This is a genomic window from Virgibacillus sp. 7505 (assembly GCF_002272135.1).
Lineage (GTDB): Bacteria > Bacillota > Bacilli > Bacillales > Amphibacillaceae > Terribacillus.
In genome coordinates this window covers 153,448-170,766 of sequence record NZ_NPBF01000025.1, presented here as the reverse complement: position 1 = coordinate 170,766, position 17,319 = coordinate 153,448, and the positions used below count along the sequence as shown (strand labels likewise).

General features: G+C 43.3%; 20 protein-coding genes. 4 read left to right on the top strand and 16 right to left on the bottom strand.

The features are described from left to right. The first annotated feature begins 65 nt into the window (after positions 1 to 65). Positions 66 to 341: a hypothetical protein gene (locus CHH91_RS10635; RefSeq protein WP_095223418.1), complete on the top strand. Its 276-nt coding sequence runs from the start codon at positions 66 to 68 to the stop codon at positions 339 to 341. 37 nt (positions 342 to 378) lie between these two features. Here CHH91_RS10635 and CHH91_RS10630 read toward each other — a convergent pair whose 3' ends face one another. The 3 genes from CHH91_RS10630 to CHH91_RS10620 form a co-directional block, all read right to left on the bottom strand. Further along, positions 379 to 1,467: an N-acetylmuramoyl-L-alanine amidase family protein gene (locus CHH91_RS10630; RefSeq protein WP_095223417.1), complete on the bottom strand. Its 1,089-nt coding sequence runs from the start codon at positions 1,465 to 1,467 to the stop codon at positions 379 to 381. A gap of 215 nt (positions 1,468 to 1,682) precedes the next feature. Next, the gene (locus CHH91_RS10625) at positions 1,683 to 2,498 is read right to left on the bottom strand and encodes an N-acetylmuramoyl-L-alanine amidase (protein WP_217973721.1); all 816 of its coding nucleotides are present in this window, start codon (positions 2,496 to 2,498) and stop codon (positions 1,683 to 1,685) included. 177 nt (positions 2,499 to 2,675) lie between these two features. Continuing rightward, positions 2,676 to 3,149: a VOC family protein gene (locus tag CHH91_RS10620; RefSeq protein ID WP_095223415.1), complete on the bottom strand. Its 474-nt coding sequence runs from the start codon at positions 3,147 to 3,149 to the stop codon at positions 2,676 to 2,678. A 132-nt stretch (positions 3,150 to 3,281) separates the two neighbouring features. Between CHH91_RS10620 and CHH91_RS10615 the strand changes: the two genes are divergently transcribed. After that, positions 3,282 to 5,024, top strand: coding sequence for a methyl-accepting chemotaxis protein (locus CHH91_RS10615; RefSeq protein WP_176465757.1), 1,743 nt, complete (start codon positions 3,282 to 3,284; stop codon positions 5,022 to 5,024). Between the two features lie 42 nt (positions 5,025 to 5,066). Here CHH91_RS10615 and CHH91_RS10610 read toward each other — a convergent pair whose 3' ends face one another. Continuing rightward, positions 5,067 to 5,279, bottom strand: a complete 213-nt coding sequence (locus tag CHH91_RS10610) for a hypothetical protein (RefSeq protein WP_095223413.1) — start codon at positions 5,277 to 5,279, stop codon at positions 5,067 to 5,069. 227 nt (positions 5,280 to 5,506) lie between these two features. On the opposite strand from CHH91_RS10610, the gene CHH91_RS10605 reads away from it, so the two are divergent. Next, the gene (locus CHH91_RS10605; protein ID WP_095223412.1) at positions 5,507 to 5,794 is read left to right on the top strand and encodes a hypothetical protein; all 288 of its coding nucleotides are present in this window, start codon (positions 5,507 to 5,509) and stop codon (positions 5,792 to 5,794) included. A 27-nt stretch (positions 5,795 to 5,821) separates the two neighbouring features. Here the strand turns inward: CHH91_RS10605 and CHH91_RS10600 are convergent, their stop codons facing one another. After that, positions 5,822 to 6,319: a GNAT family N-acetyltransferase gene (locus tag CHH91_RS10600; protein WP_095223411.1), complete on the bottom strand. Its 498-nt coding sequence runs from the start codon at positions 6,317 to 6,319 to the stop codon at positions 5,822 to 5,824. A 460-nt stretch (positions 6,320 to 6,779) separates the two neighbouring features. On the opposite strand from CHH91_RS10600, the gene CHH91_RS10595 reads away from it, so the two are divergent. Further along, positions 6,780 to 7,004: a YozQ family protein gene (locus tag CHH91_RS10595; RefSeq protein ID WP_095223410.1), complete on the top strand. Its 225-nt coding sequence runs from the start codon at positions 6,780 to 6,782 to the stop codon at positions 7,002 to 7,004. Positions 7,005 to 7,043: 39 nt separating this feature from the next. Here the strand turns inward: CHH91_RS10595 and CHH91_RS10590 are convergent, their stop codons facing one another. The 11 genes from CHH91_RS10590 to dltC form a co-directional block, all read right to left on the bottom strand. Then, a complete protein-coding gene (locus CHH91_RS10590) occupies positions 7,044 to 8,546 on the bottom strand; it encodes a PH domain-containing protein (protein ID WP_095223409.1) in 1,503 nt (500 codons plus the stop codon). Continuing rightward, positions 8,546 to 9,040, bottom strand: a complete 495-nt coding sequence (locus tag CHH91_RS10585; protein WP_095223408.1) for a PH domain-containing protein — start codon at positions 9,038 to 9,040, stop codon at positions 8,546 to 8,548. Before CHH91_RS10585 ends, CHH91_RS10590 begins: the two co-directional genes overlap by 1 nt. 244 nt (positions 9,041 to 9,284) lie before the next feature. Next, positions 9,285 to 10,763, bottom strand: a complete 1,479-nt coding sequence (locus tag CHH91_RS10580) for a DHA2 family efflux MFS transporter permease subunit (protein WP_095223607.1) — start codon at positions 10,761 to 10,763, stop codon at positions 9,285 to 9,287. A 180-nt stretch (positions 10,764 to 10,943) separates the two neighbouring features. Further along, the gene (locus CHH91_RS10575; RefSeq protein ID WP_095223407.1) at positions 10,944 to 11,567 is read right to left on the bottom strand and encodes a TetR/AcrR family transcriptional regulator; all 624 of its coding nucleotides are present in this window, start codon (positions 11,565 to 11,567) and stop codon (positions 10,944 to 10,946) included. A gap of 159 nt (positions 11,568 to 11,726) precedes the next feature. After that, a complete protein-coding gene (locus tag CHH91_RS10570; protein ID WP_095223406.1) occupies positions 11,727 to 12,635 on the bottom strand; it encodes an aldo/keto reductase in 909 nt (302 codons plus the stop codon). A gap of 22 nt (positions 12,636 to 12,657) precedes the next feature. Next, positions 12,658 to 13,854 (bottom strand): ornithine--oxo-acid transaminase, encoded by a 1,197-nt coding sequence (locus CHH91_RS10565; RefSeq protein WP_095223405.1) that lies wholly within the window; start codon positions 13,852 to 13,854, stop codon positions 12,658 to 12,660. 126 nt (positions 13,855 to 13,980) lie between these two features. After that, positions 13,981 to 14,595 (bottom strand): YczE/YyaS/YitT family protein, encoded by a 615-nt coding sequence (locus CHH91_RS10560; protein ID WP_095223404.1) that lies wholly within the window; start codon positions 14,593 to 14,595, stop codon positions 13,981 to 13,983. Beyond that, positions 14,585 to 15,031, bottom strand: a complete 447-nt coding sequence (locus CHH91_RS10555) for a GNAT family N-acetyltransferase (RefSeq protein WP_286160751.1) — start codon at positions 15,029 to 15,031, stop codon at positions 14,585 to 14,587. Before CHH91_RS10555 ends, CHH91_RS10560 begins: the two co-directional genes overlap by 11 nt. A gap of 188 nt (positions 15,032 to 15,219) precedes the next feature. Next, positions 15,220 to 15,804 (bottom strand): DUF2238 domain-containing protein, encoded by a 585-nt coding sequence (locus CHH91_RS10550; RefSeq protein ID WP_095223403.1) that lies wholly within the window; start codon positions 15,802 to 15,804, stop codon positions 15,220 to 15,222. A 104-nt stretch (positions 15,805 to 15,908) separates the two neighbouring features. Continuing rightward, positions 15,909 to 17,069, bottom strand: coding sequence for a D-alanyl-lipoteichoic acid biosynthesis protein DltD (gene dltD / locus CHH91_RS10545; RefSeq protein WP_095223402.1), 1,161 nt, complete (start codon positions 17,067 to 17,069; stop codon positions 15,909 to 15,911). Further along, positions 17,069 to 17,305: a D-alanine--poly(phosphoribitol) ligase subunit DltC gene (dltC, locus tag CHH91_RS10540; RefSeq protein WP_095223401.1), complete on the bottom strand. Its 237-nt coding sequence runs from the start codon at positions 17,303 to 17,305 to the stop codon at positions 17,069 to 17,071. Before dltC ends, dltD begins: the two co-directional genes overlap by 1 nt. Positions 17,306 to 17,319 lie beyond the last annotated feature (14 nt).

The following is a 17,319-nucleotide window of genomic DNA, read 5'->3' as shown; positions in this document are numbered from 1 at the left end:
TTTATACTAGAAATAAGAACAAACGTTCTAATCAATAGAGCATACTTAGGAGGACGAACAGCCAGATGCAATTTCGATACGCATACACTGCAGGCAAAGAAGCAGTTATCCGGCATGAGCTAGAGCGGAGCATTTCCAATTATGTGAAGGAAATCATCCCGGATGCACATCGACTCTATTCCAAGAAGACCTCTTCCACCAGTAAAGGACAAGTTCGACAGGATTGGCGCAATATCCTCAATAAGGATGGTAAGGAAATAAACCAGATCTATATCGAGATGTACAAGGAATTAACAGATGGGTCTTCCTACTACATTGCGGACGTCGAATTGACAAAATAAAAAACGATGCGGAATAACTCCGCATCGTTTCACTTTTTTATCGATAATAGCTCTCTAGACCTTTCACAATTCCAGAAGCAGCTTTTTCCTGATAACCGGATGTTGCCAGATTAGCAGCTTCTGCTGAATTAGTGATATAACCGATTTCCGCCAGGATTGCCGGTGCATTGGTATTACGCAGCACGCTGAAATCAGCCGCCTGTGTACCACGGTCAATTGATCCTAACTGGGAAGAGAGATTATCCTGCACTGTCGAAGCGAGCTGTACACTCGTATCGCCATCCGGATAATAATATACTTCCGTTCCATTGACATATTCTTCAGAAGTGGCATTCAAGTGAATGCTCACGAACATAGAAGCATTCGAAGCATTTGACATAGCCGCTCTTGCTTCCAGTGCCACGAATGTATCATCGTCTCGCGTCATGATGACATTCGCTCCTAAATTCTCCAGCTGAGCCTGTGTTTTTAAAGCAATGGAGAGAACGACTGACTTCTCGTAAAAATAATCTCCGATCGCTCCGCTGTCTTTACCGCCATGACCTGCATCAATCACAATTGTTTTACCTTTTAACGGTGACAGGCTGTAAGATGCTTCATTTTCACTTGTCGTGATGAAATCCATGCTCACGTAACCCGTTGTACCATTATGTTCAATTTGGGCCCAGTTATTATCAATTGACAAAATAGAGACTGCATCTCCATTATACAAACTGTCAACGACATCAGCTGACATATTCGGAGTCGATCGAACATTCAAGGATGTAGCAACTTGAACATAACCTTCTGTTGCGTCAGCAGTCTGGGAAGTCTGCTGCACATCTGCTTGTGCAGATCCAGAATCCTGGATTCCGCTGACAAACACCATACTTATGTATCCTTCTTGCCCATAATAATCTATCTTGCCCCAGTCATGACTGACTTCCTTGATTTCAATCGCCTGTCCGCCTTGCAGCTTACCGATTACTTCTGCATCATTAGAAGGCTCCGCTCTTACATTCAGAGACGTCGATACGTCGATAGTTCCGCTATTCGCATAACTCGTTGCCGGCAAAAAAGCAACAACTGCTATAAGTGCGATAATAAAGACCAACAGCGAGCGGTGCGTCAGATGTTTCCCTAGCATACGATTCCCCTTCCTTATTTGTAGAATTTTGTAGATTCGCCATCCATTATAGATGAATATGTTGCCAATTAATAGTCTAATAGTCTTACCAAATAATTTACAATTCTCTTTACACAGAAGAAATTTAAGTTTTCATAGGCTACTTGACCAAGCAATTGAAGGTAAAAAGCAGCAAATACTGGATTTGCTGCTTTTTACCTTCGTGAATATATAGGTTATTCTGCGTATTTTTTTACTCCTTGCACAAGCCCAGTGGCTGCTTTGTCCTGATATGCACTCGATGCAAGCTTCTCCGCTTCCGCAGCATTTGTGACGAATCCGATCTCTGCCAGTACAGCAGGCATACTTGTGTTTCGGAGAACGTTGAAATCAGCACTCTTAATGCCTCGATCACGTGACCCAAGCTGGTTAACAAGACCGCTTTGCACACTGGAAGCCAGTGACTGTCCGCTGGATGACCCAGGATAATAATAAACTTCCGTACCGCTGGCAGATGTTGCTGATGAAGCATTTGCATGAATACTGACAAACACATCCGCACCTGCTGCATTTGCCTTAGCAGCGCGGTCTTCCAGCTCAACGAATGTATCCCCGGATCTAGTCATGACTACGTCAGCACCTTGTGCCTTGAGCTTTGCTTCTGTTTTCTGTGCAATAGGCAGAACAACATTTTTTTCAAGCACACCGTTTGCTACAGCCCCGCTGTCTTTCCCGCCATGGCCAGCATCGATGGCAATCGTCTTTCCTTCTAATGCTCCTGAACCAGTCTGTATGTAAGTCATGCTCACGTAGCCTGTCTTGCCGTTGTATGTAATCTTGCCCCAGTTGTTTGCCACTTCCATCAGATCAACTGTTTCTCCCGGGTGCAGACTTCCGATAATGGCAGAAGAAGTGGACGGCTCTGCCCTGACATTCAAAGTCGTGTCTACATCAACCGTTCCGCTTTGGGCGAAACTTGTTGATGGATAAAGCAGAATAAACGCGCCAAAAAGAACTAGAATTCCTATAAGTAACTGTCGTTTCATATACATGCATATCCTCCTTTGCTGATACGAATCAGATGTTGTCACAATTATAGAGGACATGCTGTATAGCAGATAGACCCAAACCGGTAAAGGGTGCAGACGTTCTAGATGGCAGACTTGTTTTTCCAGACATGGGTGTCCCTGCATAACCTTCTTCCCATTACTAAACTGCCATGGAGCTGCTTAACGATTAGCAAAAATCTGTTCTGTACTATGAGAGTAAACTTCGATAATGTTTCCAAATGGATCTTGGCAATAAACTAAGTAATAGGCCTTTTCTTCATCGAGCGGCCATATCTTGCTGATAATCTTCCCGCCTGTCTTCTCGATTTTTTTTGCCATTCCATGAACATCTCCCCCTTCAGCCACTACGCAAAGATGGAATATCCCTGGATCCCAAGGTTTCCTGACAGTCTCCCCCTTTGTTTCCGGAACGATAAACTCGAACAATTCTATGCCAACCTGGTTTGCTGCACTCATATGGACATTCCGAATATGCTTCACTTCATCTCCCTGAAGATCGCGGGTCATGTCTCCCTCTTCCGTTTTCATATCGAATGGTCCCGCAATGATTCGGAAGCCCAATGCCTCCTTATACCAATTGATCGCTGCATCAAGATTGGAAACTGTCATGCCAATATGCGTTATCGCCGTCATTTCGCATCTCCCTTTCCAAATTTCAGAGGATTTTTTTACAGAAATTTAATATCCTTTTCCTATTTCACTTCACAAACGTTTTCAAACACCGATTATATAGGTGAACAGATCTATGTTCAGAGGGGGATTACCATGAAAAAGAGACATGGCTTAGCAGTAAGGTTAATGATTGTCGTTGCAGTGATCACGATCATTTGCGGCGCGGCTGTCGGGACAATCAGTTATTTAACAGCAAAGAATGAACTGATTGATGCTGGAAAGATGGATTTGCAGCATATGGCGAACAGCGCCACCAGTCTTCTCACAGTGTTGAACGAGCGCGTGGAAAATGGTGAAATGACCTTAGAAGAAGCACAAGAAGAAGCCCGTACTATATTGAACGGTCCTATAGAGGGCGGCGCGCATGATTTATCGCAATCAAATTTCAATTATAAAAATGGCGCTGGCTATATTATCGCTTACGATTCCAAGGCAAATATGGTGCTTCATCCAAGAGAGGAAATTGGCTCGCCGCCGGGAGATGACAGCACGAAGAAAAATCGCGAAGACTTGATTGTATTAGCGCAATCGACGAATGATAATGACAGCTTCATGAGCTACGATGACACAGATGAAAAAACAGGAGAAGTCAGAGAAAAGATGGCTTACGTGAACTATTTCCAGCCCTGGAACTGGACGGTTGGTATTACGGTCTATACTGACATGTTTTATAAGGATTTGGAGACAGTCAAATGGATTATCATCGGCGTAACGATTGGTATCACACTAATCAGCCTTGTTCTTTTCTATTTCCTGATCCGTCCTAAATTGGCACAATTAAAAGAAGTGACGGACGCAGCTACACAGCTCGCCGCTGGTGATTTTAGAGAACAGGAGCTCAAAGAAACAAAAGATGAAATAGGCGTCTTGAGTAATGCTTTCACAAAGATGTCTGGCGAACTGCGTGCTTTGGTACAAAGCATCATTCAATCCAGTGATAAAGTGTCAGATGCAGCTTCGGAGCTTTCCGCTGTAAGTGAGGAAACATCTGCAAGCAGTGAACAGGTCGGGGTAGCAGTAGACGACATCGCCCAAGGAGCCAGCTCTCAAGCCTCTGATCTGGAAACAACAACCTATCATCTAAGCGGATTCAACGATAGCATCCGCCTGATGACAGCACAAAGTGATGCAATCGCCCAAGCGGCACTTCAAACAAGTGAAGCAACGGCAAAAGGCAGCGATATGATGCATGATTTGACGTCAGCCAACAATGCATCGATGCAGTCCGTAGAAGCTATCTCAGCCGGAATGCAGGAACTCGATAAGAACCTGCAGCAAATAGTAAGAATTACCGATGTTATCGAAAGTATCACAGAAGAGACGAATTTGCTTGCTCTAAATGCAAGTATCGAGGCAGCACGGGCTGGAGAACACGGCAAAGGCTTTGCTGTGGTTGCAAGTGAAGTTCGGAAGCTGGCTGATCAGTCTAATGGTGCTACAAAGGAAATCCAGCAAATGATCAGCTCCATTACAAAAGAAGCGGCAGAGAATGTAGCCCGGATTGAGTCCAATAAGCAGCAGGCAGAACAGCTGAATCACTCTGTCGTTGCTACCGCAGCTGAATTTGCGGCTATAGAAGCTGCAGCAGAAGCTACGAAGAATGCTGGCAGCAGACTAATTGAAGAAATCAAACAAGTCACTGCACAAACGAATGACATTACGGACAGCATCCAGAATGCATCCAGTGTATCTGAAGAAACGGCTGCCAGTGTGGAAGAAATAGCAGCATCCATCGCTGACCAGATTCAAGCTGTTGCAAATATTGCAGCATCCGCAGAAGAACTGACGCATATAAGCCGTCAGCTGAATGAATCGATTGCTGTGTTTAAGCTATAAAAAAAGCGACCCATGAGCATCAGCTCTGGGTCGCTTTTTTTATCAGGTACATCCTTCACATTCGTAATAGCGTTTGCTTGCATCCAATGTACGCAGCAAGCTGCCGATTTCGACTTCTTCTGGTTCAACGAATTCCAAATCTGCCACACGTTCCTTAATGGACTGGCGGGCTTCTTCTTCAGAAGCTGCAACGTGACTGAATTCACTTGTTTCGCCAGTTGGCAGGATTTTGTACTCGAATAGGTATCTTTGCATATTACCGGCCTCCGTAACACAATATCTAGTGTACATCCACTATACACCATCCCATATATGCAGGTCAATCGTAAAGATGCACTTCTAATATATTGCTAGTTTTCTTAATAATCTGTTTCCCAACCACGCCTTTTGCTAAACGGTTTTTCTGCTCGCGAAGGAAATTTACCTGTAGCCTTAATAAGTTGGGACAGCCCAGCATACGTTATACAAAGGAGGTAGGGACGTTGGAATTTCCTATGATCATAACAAACTTCTGGGATGCCGTGCTTGGTGTACCCATCGTTCTTATTTTTACGCAAATCGTGAAGCATCTGCTGCCGCTTCCCGGCAAGTATACGCCTACGATTGCCTTACTGAGCGGTTTGATTTTATCTATCTTTTTCAGCCATCCCCACAATCTCATTGCTGCAATATTTATGGGATATTTTTATGGCTATGCTGCTATTGGAAGCTATGCAGCCTTACGGACGACCCTTCGTGCCTATCGGAAAGACAAGCATGATTACCGCTAACGAGACGAACGCCGGGCAGGCGTTCTTTTAAATTCCATACACATTCTGGAGAATCGTATTCTTTACCCGCCCGAATGCTTTAGCATCATAAGCATGTGGATAGCTCATAAGCTGCAAAGGAAGTGGTTCCTCTCCCCGGCGTAAGGGCGGTTGCTCATAAGGAAAGTCGTGCAAGTGAAACCCGAGCTTTTCATAGAACCGCACACGCCGGGCAGCATTCTCTCCCCCATCTGGCGGCTCCACCTCAAGAATAATTGGTTTATCCAAGCTTTCTATGACTTCCCTCATGATTTTACTGCCCATCCCTTGGCCTCGAAAATCTTCATTGACTGCAATGTGTTCGATAAATGCTAACTCTGGCAATGTATAAATCGCGCAGAATGCCGCAAATTCACCCTGTTTTTCATATACATGAATGTGATAATCGTCCCTCTCTAGCAGCGTTTTTTGCTCCGCATAGCTGCGATATTCCTCGGGAGGAAAAGCACTTTCCATCAATTTATAGATCGTATTGAAATCCTGCATTGTAAAACGTCCTTTTTTCTATTAGTATACATGAAAAAAAGCGACAGCCGCAGCTGACGCTTTTTCATGCTTTAGGTTAGCACTTCAGTAATACCTTTCACTACTGCAAAAAATGTCACCCAAAGCGGAATACTCAAGCCTGTACCATATAATAACCCTACGAAAAAATTGTTTTCATTTTTTTTCATTTCTGTCCACTCCTTCATTTTTGAGGATGCAGAACTTTCTTATATAGATTCTATAATGAAAGCGTTTACATAGTAAAGGTTTTTCTTATGCCAAATTTCTGCACCATACGCTTTCTCACTTCAAGATTTCCCATATATTGACGGTGATAAACACTTCCCCTGCCAAACAGGACATTTGCATTATATATACACCATTTATGACCATTCAAACTACCGAACATATTTTGTCTTTATTTTGAGAAACTAATGTCTATACGGAAGGAGGAATACAGATGGCTAAATCAAAGCAAGAAACTGCCAATGAAGTTGCTGAAAAGATGTATGATGCAAAAGATTATAGCTATACAGATCTTATCGATAAGGGCACAGCCCTTACACATGAACAAGTTACAGATACTTACACCGAAGGAACCATAGACGGGAAGATCGATAATGTAAGGAAAGACGGATCTCTTAAAAATGGAGAAGGAAGAGAAATCCCTCGAGAGGGGTTTTAAATAAAAAGGGACAGCACATATTGAGCTGTCCCTTTTTCCCTATTGCCTCCGGACATCTCTTGTCCGTTGGTGAAACCATTCATAAAAACGGTTCGCTTCGCTTGCTGGAATATCTTTGATTTTATTATGCAAAACGGGCTTAGCCCGATTGACTGATTCGATTGTTGCCAAGTTGAGCCAGCGCTGGAGAGGATTCTGATTCCTGGCAATCTCGATCATTTTATTTCTTTTTGTCACAAACAGTGTCGTTGTGAATGCTCCCGTTTTTATCTGGAAGAATTTCTCGCTGATCAAATAGCTTGTATGTTTAAAATTCAAATAGCGATACATACCTATCAAAATTAGCAGAACAAGAGATACCATCCACCACTTCATTTCATAGCCTAGCAATTCTGGACGCCAGAAGTACAAGGTGATGGTCACTCCGAGCCATATAATACTTGGCTGGAGCAGGCGGTAAATCAGTACTTTTTGCTCAAGCTTCTCCATCGAAAGCTGTACCTGATACTCCGGTACTACCTCCGAAATCATAGCTTGTGCCTGCTTTAGCGAAAAATATGGATATAACGAGTTGATCGTTTCAGTCTCATCACTAATATCCAGTGAACCTGTACTGATCAGCTTCACTTTCGCTAATCCTAACAATCGATGTAATATCGGCTGCGTAATCTCAATCCCTTGCACCCGATCTTTTCGGATGGAAAAGGCTGACTCACTTAAAAGTCCCGTCTGGATATACATATGGGAATCATCAGACGCGAGCTCATAGTTACCGTACTTCTGCACGACTCGCCACATCCCGGCAAGCAGGGATATCACAACTATTCCAATAACACCAAGCGTCGTAATCCACCAGACTTTCAATAGCGGTAAATACTGACGTATTTCGCTCCAATCAAAGAAAATATCGAATTTCAGAACGAAAGAAATCAACAGCGGTACAACGAGTAAAAAACTCAGGGACGTGAAGGACGCTCTGATAAGCTCTTTTTTTGTCGGCTTGAAATGGATCGTTTTCTTCTCAGTACGAGGAACACTCTGTTCAGATACCGTATCTTCTTCTTCCAGGACTTCTTCGCTGATCACTGTGTTCTGTATAGGAAATGCCTCCTGTACAGTTCCTTTTGTCAGCTGCTCTAAACGAAAGGCTTCTTCTTTAGTTAGGACCTCGAATTCTACAGCTTTCTCCTTGGATCCTGTTTCGAATTTAATCGCAGTCAATCGAAGCAAGCGATGCAGAAGATTTGTGTGCCTCGTTACATTTTGGATTTTCTCGTATGGAACTGTTCGGCTAGATTTTGAGAAGATGCCGCTGTATAGATGGAACGCTCGCTCATCGGCTGTGTACTTCTCAAAAAACCATTTGAGGATATCACTGGTAATGGAAAGAATTAAAATGGCTAAGACGCCATATTTCGCATATGTACCCCATCCATCTGTATCAGTAAAAAATACAGCAATAATGAGAGGGAATATCCAATTCCTAATTGTTTTTGCGATACCAAAAAGCATAATGGCTGGATGATAACGTCTTTTCTCCATCAGTCATCCTCTTCCTTTGCCTTGCTATACGCTGCAATTTCATCCCTCAGTGCATAGGCTTCTTTATCAGGTAATGCCGGGATGCTGTATTCGCCAGCCATTGTCTCGATCTCTACGGCCCGAAGATTATATCTCCTTAGCAAAGGCCCTTGTTTCGTTTCGACAGATTGGATTTTTGTCACCGGAATTAGCTGATCCTTTTGGAACCATGCACCCTGTCTCAGCTGAACATATTCCTCGTCTATGTCGTAGCGCCAGTTGCGATGATCGATGACTGTTGCCAAATAACCGATAATACCTAACGGAATAGAGACGATAAGTAATATCAAAAGCACTGTTCCAATCCAAGCCGGCCATTCGAATAGATAATCCAATCCAAATAGGACCGCAAAAATCAGCAGTACGACTACATCAAAGATGCCATCGCCTATTAATCCAACGCGCAATGATTCTTTCGGCAATTTATGCTGGGGTTCTTTTACTTGCGTTTGCATCTGTTTCCTCCCTTTACTCCCTTTACTCTCTCCTCTTCTATTACGTTTAGAGAAATGATAAGTTCCAAAAATTGTACTAATGAGATAGTACACTACTGCCAAAAGGTAATCAATATAATTTTTGGAAGAAAATTCTTAAGATTTTCTTAAGATAAAAAGAGTGAGGAATATGTGTCGGGCTTTAGTGGATGTGATATATCCTACAAAAAAAAGAATGGATCCGGCAAGACCGGATCCATTCTTTTTATTTTGCAGGCTCAGGATTAACCTGACTGCTGACTTCTTGTTTTTCGATTTTCCTTACAGCATCACTGCTCGTGTCGACACGTTTTACAAACAGTGCAAGCACAAGTGCCACAATGTTAATCGCTAGTGCTACATAGAAGGAAGCATGGATACCCGCCAACAATGCTTTCTGCGTCATTAGTGCAGTAGTTGCTTCTGTTAAAGTGGCTGGGTCCACTCCTGCCATCAAGCTTTCGCCTTCATTTTTCGTTACAGTGTTCATAATCGTTACAAGGATTGCTGTACCGATTGAACCAGATACCTGCTGAGCCGTGTTATTAACAGCTGTACCATGCGGGTTCAGAACAGTTGGAAGCTGATTCAGACCATTTGTCATGATCGGCATCATTACCATAGACATACCGAACATCCGCAATGTGTAGATGAAAATGATATAGGCATAGCTGGAATCCAGCTGTAAGTGAGCAAGCATATAAGTAGAAACAGCCGTGATAGCCAATCCGACAACTGCCAAAATACGCGGTCCGAATTTATCGAACAACCGGCCGGTAATCGGTGACATCACACCCATGATAATGGCACCTGGAAGCATCATCAATCCGGAATCCAAAGGTGAGATTCCGCGTACATTCTGAACGTATGCCGGTGTCAGGATCATACCTGAGAACATAGCCACAGCGTTTACGACAGAAATAACGGAAGAAAGTGCAAACATCGGATGCTTGTAAACACGCAAATCCAGCAATGGTTTCTCCATGCGCAACTGACGCATAACAAAGATGACTAAAGCAATTGAACCGACAATCAATGTCGTTAGAACGATTGGATCTGTCCAGCCATCAGAGCTTGCGGAACTGAATCCATAAAGCAAGCCACCGAAACCGATGGAAGATAGCACTACAGATAGATAATCAAGTGTAGCTTCTGTATTTTGCTGCATCACATTCTTAAGCTTCCAGACAGCAAGTAACAAACTGATCACTGCCAAAGGAAGAATCATTTCAAACAATAGACGCCAGTCATAGTACTCTACGATATAACCTGACAAAGTAGGTCCGATAGCTGGTGCTGTGATCATAACTAAACCGAAAATACCCATGGCTGTACCGCGTTTTTCACGCGGGAAGCTGACGAGCATGATGTTCATAAGCAAAGGACCCATTACAGAAGAACCTGCTGCCTGGACCATCCGTCCAGTCAGCAATAGGCCGAAGTTCGGTGCGAAAGCCGCCAAAGCCGTACCTAATGTAAAGATGATCATTGATGTAATGAACAACATTCGGTTGGAGAACCGAGTAACTAAAAATGCGGAGGCTGGAATCAGCACCCCGCTGACCAGCATATAACCAGTCGCAAGCCATTGGACTGTGGAATAATCCTCAATATTTAAGTCAACCATGATTGATGGCAAGGCGACATTCAGTAAAGAGTTATTCAAAAAGGAGACAAACGCTCCTACAAATAAAATTGCCAGCATCAAATAAGGTACTTTTCTTGGTTGTGTTGCTTCGGTGTTCAAATTTCTATCTCCCTTTATTCAATTTTTAGTGCTGCAAAAGCGGCCGTTTGCAGAGTGTTGCGTTGATTCCTTGTTTTTGCAGAGTCTCAACTAGCTTCTTCATCAAATCATCGCTTTTCTTGATTACAGTGCTGTACATCAGTCGACCTCTTTTCTTTGCAGTCCTTTTTTTATCAAGCTAATTTGTGCTTCATAATTGAAAATGGCTTCTTCATCCGTAAGATTATGAACAAATACCTGCACAAGATTATGAAAAGTAATAGCTCCAACGATCCTGATGACATGCGTCAATTCCTGCTTATCTTCAATGTTCAGATAAGAGGTATCCACCATCTCAAGTGTTTGAGAACGTTCATTCTTCAAGCTTTCTTTATATATGTTATTTGCCATAGTATTTTCTTTCCTATGGTTCATATTCAGAAAAGCATACCGAAGAAAGTCATTATGCTCTTCATGATGACGTAAAGAAATCATATATCGGAACTGTTCCACCAAGGCTTCAAATAAATTACCTTTCTTTTCCTGAAGAATAGAATTCAGCTTTTTATTGTTCTCCTGCGCTACCTGATTCAGCAAATAATAATACAGGTCTTCCTTATCCTCGAAATACTGATAAAAGCTGCCTCGCGGTATTCCGGCATCTTTAATGATGTTCGCTATAGACGCTTCATGCAGAGGGACACGGGAGAATTCTTTTTTTGCTGATTGAATCAGTGTATTCTGTTTATCTTCCGGTAAAGAAAGAAAGGTTTGTTTCGGCATTTCTTCCCTCCTGCCTAAACATATGACACTGTGTCACAATTGATGATAAATTGATTATATGTGACACCGTGTCACATGTCAAGGCTATTTTACTAGTTATTACCATACGAATAGAAACGGATTGCCCGATAGGCAATCCGCTTGTCTTCTATCTTATCATCAAGGCAGATTATTACCTGCTGCTCGATACAATTTATACCACTCTTCCCTAGTCAGCTGTACATCCTGCGCCTTACAGATCGACTGGATTCGGTCCGGGTTCATAGAACCGATGACCGCTTGGATAGATGCAGGATGGCGCAGTATCCAGGCAATCGCAATCGCTGACTTGCTAACAGCATACTCATCAGCAAGTTCCTGCAAGACTGCATTAACTTCCGGGAAGTCTGGATTGTCGACGAATACACCTTCAATCATCCCAAATTGGAATGGAGACCAAGCTTGTACCGTCATCTTATTAAGCTGACTATAAGGGAGTAAACCTCCGTCCCGTACGACTGATTCTCTATTTTGCATGTTTACATTCAAACCGGCGTCAATTAGAGGCGTATGCATAAGACTGAACTGCAGTTGATTGATGATCAAATCTTCTTTCACATATTGCTTCAGCAGCTCTATTTGATGAGGATGATGGTTGCTGACACCGAAGTATTTCACCTTTCCGCTTTCCTTCAGATGTTGAAAAGCCTCTGCCACTTCCTCCGGCTCCATCAGTGCGTCAGGACGATGCAGCAATAAGATATCGAGATAATCTGTCTGCAGCCTGTTGAGGATAGCATCCACACTGGACTGGATATGTTCCTTCGAAAAATCGAAATATCCTTTGCGGATTCCGCATTTTGATTGTAGAATTACATCCTCCCGCTTAATCGTGCTTTCTTTAAGTGCTGAAGTAAAAACCTCCTCTGACGCTCCTGCGCCGTAAATATCAGCATGATCGAATAGGTTGATGCCAGCCTCAGTACTCGTCTCTATCACTTTAACAGCTTCCTGCGTATTCAGATCACTCATCCGCATACACCCTAAAGCAATTGGGGATGTGTTCAATTCACTTGTTCCCAGTTTCATCGATATCTCTCCCTTTTGTCTTTTACTGCAATACTTGCTTCAGTCGTTCCAGAGCCCATTCCAGCTCATCCTCGGTAATGATCAAAGGCGGCGCAATGCGTATGACTGTTTCATGTGTCTCCTTGCAAAGCACACCTAGCTCCTTCAATTTCTCGCAAAATGGCCTTGCCGGCTCCGTCAATTCGATACCGACAAACAATCCTCTGCCTCTGACTTCTTTGATTTTATCCGATGTCAGCTGCTGCAGCTGACTCTGTAGATACGCTCCAAGACGCTGAGACCTGGCGGCGAGATTTTCTTCTTCGAGCACATCCAACGCAGCAATCGAAACAGCACACGCTAACGGATTACCCCCGAATGTGGAACCGTGTGAGCCAGGGTTGAAGACTCCCATCACATCTTTATTACCTGCCACACAGGAGATAGGAAAGACTCCGCCGCCTAACGCCTTGCCAAGGATAAACAAATCAGGAGTGACATCTTCCCAGTCACAAGCAAATCGCTTACCTGTACGTCCCAGTCCTACTTGGATCTCGTCAGCAATGAATAGGACATTCTCTTGCTTACATAATTCCGATGCTGCTTTCAGATACCCTTCTGGCGGAATAATAATGCCAGCTTCCCCTTGGATCGGTTCCAGTATGAAGGCCGCAGTATTTGGCGTGATGGCCGACTTCAAAGCATCCAGATCACCGTACGGAATTATCTTAATTCCTGGAATCATCGGACCGAATCCGCGGCGGTATTCCGCTTCTGAGGATAACGAGACTGCAGCCATTGTCCGCCCATGGAAATTTCCGCTGCACACAATGATTTCTGCAAGGTCATCAGCAATCCCTTTTACATCGTACCCCCAGCGTCTGGCCGTCTTGAAAGCTGTCTCCACAGCTTCAGCACCAGTGTTCATCGGCAGAATCATGTCCTTCCCCGTTAAAGCCGCAACTTTTTCATACCATAATCCTAGCTGATCATTATGGAAAGCACGGGAAGTGAGCGTAACCTTCTGTGCCTGGTTGATTAGCGCTTCCATTATTTTCGGATGCCGATGCCCCTGATTCACTGCTGAATAGGCACTAAGCATATCCATGTAGCGCTTGCCATCGGTATCCTCTACCCAAACTCCCTCCGCCTTCGCTATGACGATTGGAAGCGGATGATAATTATTCGCTCCGTATTGGTCTGTCAATTGCATTAAATCCTGTGCATCTGTAGCCTTCATCCCAACTGCCCCTTTCCAGGTTCATTTGGCGCCCATGATACAGCGCAATCACTCTGCTTCCATTCTAACAAAGTAATAACACTATGTAAGCGCTATATCGGAAATAAAAAAATGAATCGTCTTCCGTTAAGAGTCAGACGATTCATAGATTGGCATTATGCCGAAGCGATGAAGAACAATAAATGCATATTGCAGCAAAATGCCTCCTAATAAAACAGTCAGCACCGTACCCGGTCCAATAGGACCAGCAAGCAAAAAAGCAGATACAAGGCAAATCGCATATAAAAATGTCCTGGCAGCGGCTACACTTGTATGCAGCTTATCGATTAAGACAAGCATAAGCCGGTCAATCGGAATAGGTGCGAACTTTGTATGCAGGTACAATGCTGTTCCTGCCGCAAGCAGCAGCTGTGCAGCAAGGAACAAACCCGTTCGGGTGATGATCGACTCCAGATGCATTCCTGACAGCACAAATAACCATCCATCAAGAAAAAGACCAGTTGCGAATGCAGTCAGCAAACCAGCTAATTCAGGTGCTGTACGAGTAAGCAGGGAATTTACCATAATAAAAAGACCTGCCAGGATGATTTCCCACATTCCTACTGTCATCCCTGCACTTTCAGCTAGTCCAACAAGTACTGCATCGAACGGCGATGTGCCCAAATCCGCTTCTATAGTTAAAGCAATTCCAAGCGTCATCAAGAGAAGACCTGAAAAAAAGAATATGCCCCTAACCCTCATTTTCCTGTTTCTCCATAATAAGATGAGGAATCCCATCTTCATCGAATTCATCTGAAACGCCTTTGTATCCTAGCTTTTCATAGAATCCTTTTGCTTGGACTTGCGCATGGAGTTTGTATTTCTTTTTGCCTGTCTGCTTCGCTATCTCTTCAAGACTTGAAATGATGACACTGCCCAATCCATACTTTCGATACTGCTTCAGCATGCAAATACGTTCCAATTTAGCGTAATCATCTACATAACGAATACGGCCTGTTCCAACTGTTTCTCCTTCATGATAGACAAGGATATGTTGGCAGCCATTTTCTAACTCATCAAACTGATCGAATTCATCCTCTAACGCGACCCCTTGCTCTTCCACAAACACCGCTAATCTTATTTCCTTCGCTTTTTCTAAATCACTCTTATCCTGTATCATTTTATATGAAGCCATCATACGCCCTACCTTCATTATTTATAAATCTATTTAATCAATAATTTGTTGCAAATGCAACATAAATCATTGAATGGAGTAAGTATTTACTTGGCACATACCATTCACTTTCTGCGAGACATGTATTTGCAGCGTGAATTAACCTGATAACCACCATAAAAAAAGAGCTGCAATGTTAATTGCAACTCTCTTCACCCGCGTATCTCTTTCCCTTCAAGCGGCTTATTTCGGAATAAAGCATAAATTCCGAGGATGACTCCTCCGAGCAAACCAGCAATCAAATCTGTCATTGTATCCGTGTTTCCGCTTCGCTGCATCACACTTGTCACCGTCATGTCTCCAATAAATTCGACGCTTTCCCATATTGCACTTCCTATCGTTGCCATACCGCAGACAAACAGGAAGATGATCCACCGTGAAATATAGATGCCTGCTGGCCGCAGCACTTTATAACGATAGACGGCCAGTGCAAGCCAAGCGATATACATGCTTCCAACTACATGAAGCGTGACATCCCACCATTTGTACTTATCATAAAAATGGAAGATAGCACCCAAGATAAACGTACAGATAAGCAGGCCATAAAATCCGAGAATATGCGGTACACGGAATGGCGTGCGCTGGAAAAAGAGCAAGCCAAGCGGCAGTGCACTCATAATTACCCTGCCTCCGCCTTTCGTCCAGGAATTTGTATCTCCATTTTTAAGTTCTATCACAAAGGAGACCACCATGAAGCATATGAATAGAAAGCTTAATGCAATAATCGTTTTCCTCAAACCTCATCTCTCCTTAGACTCTTTTTTCATAGTCTAACCAGTTTGGAGAGATTCTAGTGTTGATACGAAAAAAAGCGATCCACCGGATTGGTGAATCGTCTTTTCTATTGAAGGAATTTCTCCATGTCTTCGTCTAAGTAAACCCAGCCCTTCCAGCCGATATGAATCGTGTCACGCATAAAATGCGGATCATATTCGTGCCCGGAATAGTCGGCATAGGTAAAACCATTATCATCAATCTGCTTTTTAATACGATTATAATAGTCTTCCCGCCCTTGTTTTGGGAATCCTGTGTAATCGTAATACTCTCCGTTAACTGGGATGATGACAAAGAGCGGTTTAGCATCTGCTTTTTTCAGAATATCCAGCATCAGCTGGAAATCCCCGTATTCAGGAGATTCCGCATAGGAATGTCCTTTGTTTTTGCCTTCCATTTCTTTTATATGGCTCTTCTTATGTTTATATACCTTATAGTCGATATGGAATTTTGAATTCTTCGTGCGTTTTTCACCGTAAGCATCCGCTTGAGCCTGCAGTTCCTCCCAAGTCTTGTCCTTCACTTTATCCGACTGATGCCGGTTCGACGGCTCATCCTTGATGAGTGTGAAATATAAATCCTTCTTCTTCAGCATGGATATGTAAGCTTTAGCTGGAGCGGATAATAGATTGAACTTGATTTTCTTTTCATCTAAGTATGCATCGTAAAGCTGAAAGAGCATCGTGTCATTCTTCACCGCGTCATATGTCATCAGCCTTTGCATCAATCTCTGCTTCACCTGCTCATCTATTTCTTTATTGAATGGCAGCTGGTATGCCTGCAAGGACGAATAATTAGGCGCAAAATGCTGTTCATCTGTACCATGTTTTACGAACCACTGCGGTGACACGATGATCACCATCCTTTTATCCTTCAGTTTGTCAGCTTGTGTTGCAAAGTTGAGATCATTGATGATGGATGTTGTACCGCCTTTTCCCACTAAATAAGGAGTAAAATCAGCTCCCGTTGCTTCGAAGTAATTCGACGGATGAAACGGATCCCAGCGTGATAGCTCGGAGGATCCGTAAATCGGAACATATCCTGGATCAGCAAGCATCTCACTTTGTAAATATGTTCCCTGAAACATATTCGGTTCCAGACTGGTTGCTGACTCTTGCAATCGATCTGCCGGCACCAGTTTAGCCAGCCAGGAAGCCGGCACAAAGACGAGACCGGCAAACAGGACCAATGCTAAAATAATCGGTCCGAATAGATACTTCTTCTTCATTATTTCAGCTCATTCAGACGTTCGATAATTGCATTTGGTGTATTCCACGTATCACGGTCGAACTCTGTAATCGGTACATTGATGCCAAGCTGTTCTTCAAATTGAACAATCAGCTCCACTGTTGCAAAGGAATCCAGCAATCCTGCTTCGAAAATATCTAGATCGTGCTCCTCTTTTACAACATCATCTTCACAAACTTCTGCAATAACTTGTAGTACTTTCTCTTTGAAATCCATTAATATATTCCCCT

Excerpts from the sequence above, each read along its gene's own strand:
- CHH91_RS10635 (WP_095223418.1), top strand. The coding sequence starts at position 66 with ATGCAATTTCGATACGCATACACTGCAGGCAAAGAAGCAGTTATCCGG.
- dltC (WP_095223401.1), bottom strand. The coding sequence starts at position 17,305 with ATGGATTTCAAAGAGAAAGTACTACAAGTTATTGCAGAAGTTTGTGAA.
- CHH91_RS10620 (WP_095223415.1), bottom strand. The coding sequence starts at position 3,149 with ATGACGGCGATAACGCATATTGGCATGACAGTTTCCAATCTTGATGCA.
- dltD (WP_095223402.1), bottom strand. The coding sequence starts at position 17,069 with ATGAAGAAGAAGTATCTATTCGGACCGATTATTTTAGCATTGGTCCTG.
- CHH91_RS10575 (WP_095223407.1), bottom strand. The coding sequence starts at position 11,567 with ATGCCGAAACAAACCTTTCTTTCTTTACCGGAAGATAAACAGAATACA.
- CHH91_RS10595 (WP_095223410.1), top strand. The coding sequence starts at position 6,780 with ATGGCTAAATCAAAGCAAGAAACTGCCAATGAAGTTGCTGAAAAGATG.
- CHH91_RS10555 (WP_286160751.1), bottom strand. The coding sequence starts at position 15,031 with ATGATGGCTTCATATAAAATGATACAGGATAAGAGTGATTTAGAAAAA.
- CHH91_RS10610 (WP_095223413.1), bottom strand. The coding sequence starts at position 5,279 with ATGCAAAGATACCTATTCGAGTACAAAATCCTGCCAACTGGCGAAACA.
- CHH91_RS10600 (WP_095223411.1), bottom strand. The coding sequence starts at position 6,319 with ATGCAGGATTTCAATACGATCTATAAATTGATGGAAAGTGCTTTTCCT.
- CHH91_RS10570 (WP_095223406.1), bottom strand. The coding sequence starts at position 12,635 with ATGAAACTGGGAACAAGTGAATTGAACACATCCCCAATTGCTTTAGGG.
- CHH91_RS10585 (WP_095223408.1), bottom strand. The coding sequence starts at position 9,040 with ATGCAAACGCAAGTAAAAGAACCCCAGCATAAATTGCCGAAAGAATCA.
- CHH91_RS10630 (WP_095223417.1), bottom strand. The coding sequence starts at position 1,467 with ATGCTAGGGAAACATCTGACGCACCGCTCGCTGTTGGTCTTTATTATC.
- CHH91_RS10560 (WP_095223404.1), bottom strand. The coding sequence starts at position 14,595 with ATGAGGGTTAGGGGCATATTCTTTTTTTCAGGTCTTCTCTTGATGACG.
- CHH91_RS10615 (WP_176465757.1), top strand. The coding sequence starts at position 3,282 with ATGAAAAAGAGACATGGCTTAGCAGTAAGGTTAATGATTGTCGTTGCA.
- CHH91_RS10590 (WP_095223409.1), bottom strand. The coding sequence starts at position 8,546 with ATGGAGAAAAGACGTTATCATCCAGCCATTATGCTTTTTGGTATCGCA.
- CHH91_RS10580 (WP_095223607.1), bottom strand. The coding sequence starts at position 10,763 with ATGCTGGCAATTTTATTTGTAGGAGCGTTTGTCTCCTTTTTGAATAAC.
- CHH91_RS10565 (WP_095223405.1), bottom strand. The coding sequence starts at position 13,854 with ATGAAGGCTACAGATGCACAGGATTTAATGCAATTGACAGACCAATAC.
- CHH91_RS10625 (WP_217973721.1), bottom strand. The coding sequence starts at position 2,498 with ATGTATATGAAACGACAGTTACTTATAGGAATTCTAGTTCTTTTTGGC.